The 7,776-nt window shown below is 38.6% G+C and carries 5 protein-coding genes; 2 read left to right on the plus strand and 3 right to left on the minus strand.

Annotation, left to right across the window (positions count from 1 at the left end):
- Window positions 1-411 precede the first annotated feature (411 nt).
- Together F6K20_RS15865 and F6K20_RS15870 are read left to right on the plus strand one after the other, a co-directional pair.
- On the plus strand, window positions 412-1,314 hold the full coding sequence (locus F6K20_RS15865; protein WP_287265714.1) for an alpha/beta fold hydrolase: 903 nt from the start codon (window positions 412-414) through the stop codon (window positions 1,312-1,314).
- Window positions 1,315-1,770: 456 nt separating this feature from the next.
- Window positions 1,771-2,961, plus strand: a complete 1,191-nt coding sequence (locus F6K20_RS15870) for a hypothetical protein (RefSeq protein WP_287295280.1) — start codon at window positions 1,771-1,773, stop codon at window positions 2,959-2,961.
- A gap of 224 nt (window positions 2,962-3,185) precedes the next feature.
- On the opposite strand, the gene F6K20_RS15875 is transcribed toward F6K20_RS15870, so the two are convergent.
- The 3 genes from F6K20_RS15875 to F6K20_RS15885 all read right to left on the minus strand — a co-directional run bounded on the left by F6K20_RS15875 (window position 3,186) and on the right by F6K20_RS15885 (window position 7,399).
- A complete protein-coding gene (locus F6K20_RS15875) occupies window positions 3,186-3,335 on the minus strand; it encodes a hypothetical protein (RefSeq protein ID WP_287295281.1) in 150 nt (49 codons plus the stop codon).
- Between the two features lie 305 nt (window positions 3,336-3,640).
- Complete coding sequence (locus F6K20_RS15880) at window positions 3,641-4,987, minus strand: GTPase domain-containing protein (protein ID WP_287265710.1); 1,347 nt, start codon at window positions 4,985-4,987, stop codon at window positions 3,641-3,643.
- A 21-nt stretch (window positions 4,988-5,008) separates the two neighbouring features.
- Window positions 5,009-7,399: an ABC transporter substrate-binding protein gene (locus F6K20_RS15885; protein WP_287265709.1), complete on the minus strand. Its 2,391-nt coding sequence runs from the start codon at window positions 7,397-7,399 to the stop codon at window positions 5,009-5,011.
- Window positions 7,400-7,776: the final 377 nt, after the last annotated feature.

The raw sequence follows: 7,776 nt of genomic DNA on the forward strand, positions 1-7,776 counted from the left end.
AAACTCTTTTTGCCCACCCTACAAGCTACTGTTAAGTTAAGTAGAGTAGGGTGGGCAAAGTCATCATTTCGTGACTAATCAAAACCACCAAACTCTTTTTGCCCACCCTACAAGCTACTGTTAAGTTTGATTACGTTAAATTTTACTTAAAAAAGTTACTTAATTTGACAAAATATTAAATAAAAACTGTAGCAGTTGCCACAACAGCAGTGGTTATTGTCTTATTGACTCAAAGCTTCTTGTTCAACTTGGTTTTCATGCCCAAGTTTTTTGATCACCCTGTATAGGGATTTCTAGCGTAATCAGGTAAACAGGATTTTTTCCCTGTTCCCAGATCCGCTGTTCCCTGTTCCCTTTTCCCATCAATCCTATGTTCAAAACTCAAATACAAACCCTATATTAACTATCACTATGACTACAGCAACTAATCCCACTCAGATTAACTCTGGTATTGGCGGTACCAAAAATTTCTACAACTGGAATTGGCAAGACAAACAGTATCGAGTAGTCTACGAAACCATTGGCGCAGGAAACCCTGTACTGTTACTTCCTGCTTTTAGTACGGTGTCTAGTCGCACAGAAATGAAAGGTATTGCCAATCTACTCGCTACCAAGTATCAAGTTACGGTTCTAGATTGGTTGGGATTTGGCGAGTCTCAATGCCCTCCTGTGGATTACAATCCCGTATTATTTCAGCAGTTATTAGCAGATTTTGTTAACTCTGTTTTTAATAATAACTCAATTATTGTAATTGCTGCGGGTCATGCTTCCGGATACGCTTTAAAATTTGCCCAAGATAATCCAGATAGTATTTCTAAACTAATTTTAGTGGCTCCCACTTGGAAAGGACCGTTAAGAGCAATGGGTTTACCCGATGGAGTCAGAAACGGAGTAAAAAACCTAGTGCGATCGCCCTGGTTAGGTCAGAGTCTATACTATCTCAACACTACCCCTTCTTTTCTACGCTTGATGTATAAACGCCACGTCTATGTGGATGAAACCAAACTAACTCCCGAATTTATTGCCCAAAAACACAAAATCACTTCCAAAGATGGCGGCAGATATGCCCCGGCTGCCTTTGTGACTGGCGCAATCGATCCTGTTGCTAATCGGGAGGAATTTTTGCAGCTTTTAGATTCTGTTTCCATGCCCGTATTAATTATATTGGCGGAAAATGCACCACCTAAATCAAAAGCCGAAATGATAGCGATGGCAGAGTTAGAACAGGTGCAAACCGTTAGATTAGCTGGAACTTTAGGTATTTCTGAAGAGTATCATGAAGCGGTAACAGCAGTGATTGAGGATTTTATTTAGCTATTTAGCGATCGCTTTTATAGCAGTTATAGCAATTCTCAGAGTCATGAGCGACATTGCTTATCCTTAAACGCTATAAATAGTTATATTTGAAGGAAATTATCCTGAGGGGGTGACATGAGTCCTGAAAAGTTTACTATACAGCGTTTTTCATAACTATCAGGTACACAGGATTTTTTCTCTCTTACCTGTTCCCTGTTCCCAGATCCGCTGTTCCCTAAGAGGATATCTGAAAAGTTTTTTGATACTGAATTTTGCCCCCCTAGCCCCCCAATTCTGGGGGGAACAAGAATCAATTTGCTGGTAGAAGTCCCCCAAAATTGGGGGACCAACGGGGGCTTGGATGTAGCAAATGAGACTTTTCAGACAACCTCTAAAACCTTAAGTAAATTATGGGCTGAAATTATTACCCAGTAATGATTTTAGCTTACATATCCCCCCCAGGAAACCATGATCATGAAATATATTGAAATTGAACCGTTGAATCGCGAAACTACCGATAGTGATTGCGTTAGACGATGCAGAATTAAGCGGATTGATGGCGATGTCCAAGTCGATCAGACTGAGCTATGGTTTCAATTCGATAAATCAATCGTGCCCCCGGAAGATAATGATTGTGACAGTTATTTGCTTGCGGTCATTATGGATGCAATGAAAGAAGAAAGAGATGTAATTGTTAAAGGGGAAGTCTCAAAACAGCTCTTAAGTAATTTGGTTGAATATCAAGTAGCATGGTATAAATGGTTACCTGACCTATATTCTTACATTAATATTAGCGCAGAGTCTATCAGAGATAATAGTACACCAGTATCTGGTGCCATATGTGCCTTTTCTGGGGGTGTTGATGCCACCTTCTCAGTATGGCGTCACTCCCAAGCAAAATTCAGTCATCGGTCTCAGGACATCAAGCTATGCTCAATAGTTCACGGGTTCGACATTCCACTTAGGGAAGAAACCTCATTCAATAATGCTAGCAAGAGAGCCCAAGAAACCTTAAAGGATATTCAGCTTAAACTAGTACCGATCAAAACCAACTATCGTGAAATTACAACAGTCAATTGGGAACATGCTTTTTCCTGTGTTTTAGTTGCTGTTCTTAGCAATTTCAAAAAAGTTGCTGGTACCTGTATTGTTGGTAGTAGTGAACCCTATGATTCACTGGTTATTCCTTGGGGTTCATCCCCGATTACAGATCATTTGTTAAGTTCTGGCGATTTTCATGTGATCCATGATGGTGCCAGCCATAACCGAACCGAAAAAGTAAAAGAAATTTGTGATTGGAAAGTTGGTATTGAAAATTTGCGTGTCTGTTGGCAAGGAGACTTAAAAGACCGAAATTGCGGTAAATGTGAGAAGTGCGTGAGGACTAAACTTAATTTTTTGGCGACAGGCAACCCGATTCCCATATGCTTTCCTGATTCCAATATTCTTGACGATATCAAAGAAATCACCCTGCCTAACGAAGCTGTTCGTGGAGAGTGGCGACAAATATATGAGTATGCCAATAAAAACGAAGTCAAGGATTCTTGGGTTGGGCAACTCCGGAGAACGTTAAACAAAAAGTCTTTGATTGACAAAATACTACCCAAAGGCAGTCCGCAACGAGAGATTGTCAAAAATCTAACCAGAAAAATAAGCGGACGCTAAAGGCGGGGCTTATTTTAGTCGTTTATCAGCTATCAGCTATCAGCTATCAGCTATCAGCTATCAGCTATCAGCTATCAGCTATCAGCTATCAGCTATCAGCTATCAGCTATCAGCTATAGCAGTACGCACTAAGGTTAGGACAACTCTTACCTCTAAAACCTTGTTAGAGTCAACTTCTGCCTTCTGCCCTCAGCATAGCTGCCTTGCGCGTAGCGCTATATCAGCTATAAGCCAATGGCCAAGGCCATTGGCCACGCTACGCGAATGGCCAGGCTACTGTTCGCGTAGCGTGCCCGTAGCGCAGTGCTTTTGAATAAAATAAGCTGACCGCTGAGCGCTGACCGCTGAATGCTTACCAATACTCGTTTCACCATTAGGGCGATCGCTTTAAAATAATTCCCATTTGTTGTAATTGTTCCCTAATGCGTTCGCGTAGCGTGACCATTCGCGTAGCGTGGCCCAAAGGCCAAGGTCAATCGCGTAGTGGTGCCTGGGGCACATCGCGTTTTCAATTGGTGGACAATCTGGTTCGTGGCAATGCAATTGATTTAAAGAAATAGTCCCTTTTGTGGTTTGACCCAGCAGTGGTGCGTTACGGGGCGGGCTGTGCTAACACTGGCTAAATCAGGGCTCCCCTAACGCACCCTACGCAACTGCTCCCTTTGTTAAATATTCCACCTCACAATCTACCTTCTATTTTATCAAAAAACTGTTTACATTCTTCAAAAACCTGTTTTTTTCTTAGTTGATCCCAAACAATATATCTGTTGTCTTGGAAATTTTTAATTGTTTGTAAAAGCCCAACAATTTCTTGCTCTCCTATTGTTGGGCTGTTTCCGTAACCGTGGTAAGACACTCCCCATATAATAGCTAGGCAAGTAGTAGCTATAAAGTTTTTACCATTTTGGTCGATAGAAACTTCTATATTGTTATTTACAGATAATACAGCCCAAATACTTCCTCCCAATAAACCAACAACAGTAGCCCCTACCTGTATACCAACTAGCGCTGCTGGTCCAGCAGCAACACCACCAACAGGTAATCCAATCAGAAAACCGATTATCCCACCTATAACACCACCGATTCCAGTCCCAATGCCTGTACCAGCAGCTGCACCATCAACTACATCTTTAGGCTTTGAAAAGTTTTTTTTATGAAAGTTAAGGTCATTAACTCCTTTGAGTGGATCGTCTGCTGCTAATTTATAAAGCCTTGAAACGTTTTCGTTAAATTCTTCCAACAACTGTTTAACTTCATCACGTATTTCATCAATGAGATCCTTTTCTGGTGAAGTATTATCAATACCCTTTTGTCTTTTTGCTTTGCTGCATGCTTGGATACAGTCATACATTAAATCTGAAGCTTCCCTTAAAATTTCAAGCTGTCTATGTCTGAAATTTTCCAGGTCTATGCGATATCTTTCTTTCTTTTGACCAGACAATAAATTTTCTACATAGCTATAAATTCGAGTAACTTTGGAAGGATCATCCCACCAACCATCAAACATAATGTAATTATTGATATGGTTTATTTTAAAAAAATCTTCCCACTTAGTTATTCGTTTCCCATGCTGATCATTTTTTTTTCGACTTTTATTACCAATCCCAATAATAGGCTTATTTAATTCCTTTAAAAGTTCAATTTCTTGATCATGTCCTCCTTCCGGCACATCATTTAAAGTATCGACAACGTAGATGACCACATCTGCTCTCTCGACTCCTTCTATTGCAATTAGATCATATTTCATCCTATCAACATTTGGAAATATGTTTGCTAATATCTCTGGAGAAAGCTCTTGTTTTTTAGCTCTCATATAGGCTAAACAAGAATCTGGAAGCTCAAAACCTGGACAATCAACGAACCAAGCTTGCATAGTATCATAGCGAATCGTTTCAGTCTTTTTTGTTGCATGTGCTTGGTCAGCAACTAGACCGACATTGCTCTTGGTTAACGTTCTGATCAAAGTTGTTTTACCAGAATTGGTATGACCAGTTACTGCAATAACAGTTTTTTCGGTATTATTCATAAGGTTTTTCTATTCAATCAACTAACATTGTCTTTCATCTACATACTCAATGGGAACAAATTCCAATCCTTTGTAAGCTGAATCACATGTTGATTGTATTACTTTGACTGCCGCTCCTGGTGGCTCTGTGCGGTTACCATCTGGTTTGAATTTGACTGTCCCAGTTACACCTGAGTAACTAAAATTTTTATTCCTTAAGGCTTCTTGTAACTTGATTCGATTGGGGTTTGGTAAAGTCTCTAGAGCCTTAGCGATGGTCATGATGGCATCGTATGCAGTGGCTGTTCTCAAGCTTACCTGAGTTGTTTTCCATAGTTTTGAAGCTTGCTGGCAAAAGGCTTCTCCCTCAGGAGTATCTACGCACCCTTCCAAGCGATGCCAATCAGAATAAGCTATAAACTTTGATAATACACTTTCACTCTCTTTAGATAGGCCTTCTAAAGTCTGAGGATGGTATAATGAGGACGATCCTCCAATCAATAGCCGACCCTGATTAGATTTAATCAAATCTATTGCGTTAGGAAGTGCCTCACGTGTAGTTCCCCCGTCAGGAACTACAAAAATCCCATTTACTTTATTTTGTTGAGCGTACTCAATTATTTGTCCTGCATCAAACGATGGATTGGAGAGATCGTTGGGTTCTAAATTAATAAACTTCCCTTTTTCTCGCACACGCTTTTCAATAACGGATTTAAACGAATTGCTATAATTATCAGGGTGGCTATAAACAACCCCAGCTGTTTTTTCAAGACCTTTTTTTACCAACTCATCAAGTAATAAATCAACCAAGTATTTAGCTGCATGATTATGATTAGAAATAATTCTAAAAAAGAAGCACTGTTTCTGCTTAATACAGAAATCTGTCAAAGACTCTGAGCTACTGATTGGAGCAACTATAACTAGTCTATGTTTTTGATAAACCTCCTCCAAGGCTTTAAGGGTAATTCCACTATCAGAATGGCCAACTACAGCTATGATCTCACTTTGAGAAGCTATTTGATTTGCCATATCCTTAGCGTGAGCGACATCATTATGATCATCGGCAATCAAGATCCTCAGCGGTCTACCATTGATCTTAGCTTCGGAGTTATTGATCTTGTGTTGAGCTTGAGCAATTCCTCGAAGTATCTCTTTGGCTGTATCTTCGTCTACTCTGATAGGAATTCCAACCGCAATAGTATAGGGCTTTATATTGGTATTTGTCTTAAGTTTAGCATTATTCCAGTAAATTAGAGTTTCTGGATCTCTATCTTCTATTTCCCAGGAAACTTTAAAAAAGTTTGAAGCTTCTAGGTAGTTTCGGTCACGATAGGCTTTAATGCCATCAGCTTTATTCTTCGGTTGGAAACCAAACAATAGACTCTCTTCACCACAACTTATATTATCGTCAATATTAATTGGACAAGTTTCAGGCTTAACAATTATTCTAAGAGTTTTAATACCTGCTGTCGATAAATAAATAAAAATAATTAAAGAAACGAAAATTAGTCCAGTATATATTGGATTAGAAAATATTTTTTTCCTAAATATAACAATACTTCTCTTAAACTGATTATTGTCATTTGTAGGGATTTTAGACTTAGAATCAAGGAGTGGTTTTAAGTCATTCAATATGTCTTTAGCTGACTGATAGCGAGCTTGGGGCTCATAAAGAATCATTTCGTCTAAAATCTTGGCAAAATCATCGCTAATCTGTAAAGGGCTTTTCCCAGGAACGTGATAACGCCATATAGTTTCTTTAGTAGATTGGTGACTAATCAGCTGAGGATTAATCTGAGATCTGATCATCTCAATACAAACAACTCCCAAAGCATATAGATCGTCTCGATACCTGTCTTTATTCCCTTTGGGTGGCTTGTAACGATCATTATATTTGTCTAGAGCAATAGACACCTTGCCAGAAACTATCTGTAGTCCACCGATTTCGTTTAAATCTCCAATATCAAGAAGAGTTAGTTGATCGTCTCCTGAATATATTAGGTTAGAAGCCCTAATATTACCCTGAGCTATTTTTTGTTTATGTAATTGAACTAAAATCTCTAGAGATTTCCTGAGAATTATCTTAACTGTTTCCTCCTGGAAAGACTTTCCATTTTTAATCTCTGCCTCAATAGTATTATCTTGTATATAATCTCGAAGTATATAGAAACTATTGCCTTGGCGAAACTGATACTTAATATTTGCGATACCGTTAATTTTTAAAGCCCTTATCTCTTGGACACGTTCACTGAAAAGCCTTTCAGCTTCTTCCATTACCTCTGGTTCTTCAGAAAGAGGCTTATATTCTTTTGCTATATAGTAACAAGGTTGTGCCGCTGCACTATCATCATTTACCTTATAGGTTCTACAGTAGATTGAAGTTTTATATTCTTGAAGAATACGATAGCTATGTGATATATATTGATCAGCCATTAGTCGATTATTATCAATAAACAATAAGCGTTTACCTTAGTGCCGAATTTAAACAATCGTACTTACAGATATTATGATGTGAATCTACAGCATTAATCGACGTAGACCTAGTCAGATTATTCGATTGGTTCAGTATTATTCCATGAATATAGTGAATTGTAAAGATTAAGATTAGCCTCAGAATTACCTCAAGCAAGATACTGTTGACAATATCAAAATTTAGGCTCTCTAAGGTATAGCTCTAATAAACTAGTATATAATAATTGCTACAATTTTTTGCTAAGCAAAGCTTGTAGGGGAAAAAGGGAATTTTTATAAAAATGTATAACAATACATTACACTCGATATCTTCTCTTGAAGAATAGTTTCGAGTGTGA

Source organism: Moorena sp. SIO2C4 (assembly GCF_010672485.1).
GTDB classification, from domain to species: domain Bacteria; phylum Cyanobacteriota; class Cyanobacteriia; order Cyanobacteriales; family Coleofasciculaceae; genus Moorena; species Moorena producens.